At 76.4% G+C, this 2,265-nt stretch carries 1 protein-coding gene; it reads right to left on the reverse strand.

Annotated features, from left to right (window positions below):
- Positions 1–2,265, reverse strand: a 2,265-nt coding sequence (locus ND748_RS30330) for an ATP-dependent helicase (RefSeq protein ID WP_251749676.1), incomplete at both ends; no start/stop codon positions are given.

The raw sequence follows: 2,265 nt of genomic DNA on the forward strand, positions 1-2,265 counted from the left end.
CGGCGGCAGGGCCGGTCGCTCGGTCGGTGGTCGAGCGGGGGGGGGGGGGGGTGTGGGGGGGGGCGGGGGGGGGGGGGGGGGGGGTGGCCGCGCCGGCGGGGCGGCGCGCCGCCGAGGTCAGGATCAGCTGGTGGCGCGCCCGGGTCACGCCCACGAAGAACAGCCGCCGCTCTTCGGCCTCGGCAAGCAGCGCCGCCGCGGCCGGGCCGACATCCCCGCCCGGCCCCTGCCCGCCCACCGCCTGCCCGCCCACCGCCTGCCCGCTCGACGCCTGCCCGCCTCCGGCCGTGGATGCCCGGCCGCTGGGCCCGAAACGCATCGGCAGCAGCCCGTCCTCGCAGCCGACGATGAAGACCAGACCAAACTCCAGGCCCTTGCTCGCATGCAGGGTCAGCAGGCTGACGCGGTCCGCCCGCGGGTCGAGGCCGTCGACTTCGCTGGCCATCGTGACCGACGTGAGGAAGCCGTCCAGGTCGATCCCGGCAGCGGCCGCGGCGGGCGAGAGCAGCTCCACGGCCAGCCGCAGCTCGGCCTCGGTCGGCACCCGTCCGCCAGGGAACCCCGCGAACCCCGCCGGCAGTGACGCGCCCAGTTCGGTGCCGAGCGCGGCCGCCAGGTCGACCGCCTGCGCCGCCGCGTCACGCAACAGCCCGGACACCGCCCGCCCACCGGCCGCACCGGCCGCACCCGCCGCACCGGCCGCACCGGCCGGGCGCAACAGGGCCAGCAGGGCGGCGACGGCCGGGGCGTCGGCCAGCGGCAGATGCGAACGGCGCTGGAAGGGGAATCCCCGTTTCGCCAGCGCCTCCATGATCGGTTCCGCCTGCCGGGCGGTCCGGTAGAGCACCGCGATGTCCGCGAACGACAGGGCCGCCTCCACCGAGCCGTCCACCCCGGAGTCGAGTGCGTGAAAGGAGGTCCCGCCGAGTGCCGCGTCGATGGTGTCGACGACCGCGATGGCCTCCTCGGCCTCGCTGCGGTAGCGCCGCAGCAGCACCGGGCCGTCCCCCTCGGCGCCCCGCACCGCGGTCAGCGCCCGGCCCGGCACCAGGCTCGCCGGGGCGATCACGTCGAGGGCCGCCCGCACGATCGTGCGCGTCGACCGGTAGCCGCGAGTGAGCGCGACCGTGCGGGCGCCCGGGTAGTCCTGCTCGAACCGCAGGAAGAAGCCGACGTCGGCGCCCCGGAAGCTGTAGATCGCCTGGTCCGGATCGCCGATCACGCACAGGTTCGCGGCCGGTGGGCACAGCAGCCCCAGCAGCCGGTACTGGAGCTCGTCGGTGTCCTGGTACTCGTCGACCCAGACGTGGCGCCAGCGGTCGCGGTAGTGCTCGACCAGCTCCGGTGCGGAGCGCAGCAGGGTCAGCGGCAGCGCGACCAGGTCGTCGAGGTCGACCATGTCCCGCTCCCGCAGCTCGGCGTCGTAGCGAGCGAGGACGCCGACCAGATCATGGTCGCGCTGGGCCTGGCCGAGCGCCCGCAGCCGCTTGAGCTCGGCGATCCCGGTCGACACCCGGCGCCGCGCGCGGGCGTCGCCCTCGCCGTGCAGCGCGGCGTCGAGCAGCTCCGCCCGCACGGTGTCGTCGGCCACCTGGACCTGCGCGCCCCGCGCGAGCCGCTCATGCTGCTCGCGGACGATCGTCAACCCCAGGCCGTGGAACGTCGTCGCGAGCACTCGACGGGCCCGCTCGCCGAGCATGGCGTCGAGCCGCTCGGCGAGCTCCCCCGCCGCCCGCCGGGTGAACGTCACCGCCAGGCACTGCTCGGCGGGCACGTCACGCTCGGCGACCCGGTGGGCGATCGCGTGCACCAGCGTGCGGGTCTTGCCGGTTCCGGGGCCGGCGAGGACGAGCATCGGACCGGCCGGATGCCCCGCCGCCCGCCGCTGATCCGGATCCAGCCCATCGAGCACGGATGGTTTCGCACCCACGGCCCAACCCGCCGGTTCGACCAGACCCACCGACTCGACCGAACCCGCCGACCCAACCGACCCCACCGACTCGGCCGAACCCGCCGACCCAGCCGACCCCAACGACTCGGCCGAACCCGCTGGCTCGGCCGAGCCCATCGACTCGACCGGACCCCCCGGTTCCGCGGAACCGACCGACTCGACCGCAGGCGCCCCCGCGGCGACGGTCCGGTCAGCCGGCGACTCCTCCGCCGCGGCGAGCGCCTCGTCGAGGGTCTGGCCGCCCTCGGCGAACTCCGTGCCGCCCGCCGCGGCGGCGAGTGCGCTGTGACGGGACCGCTGGCCGCGTCCCGCCT

Origin of the sequence: Frankia sp. AiPs1 (genome assembly GCF_023716945.1) — a bacterium.
Lineage (GTDB): Bacteria > Actinomycetota > Actinomycetes > Frankiales > Frankiaceae > Frankia.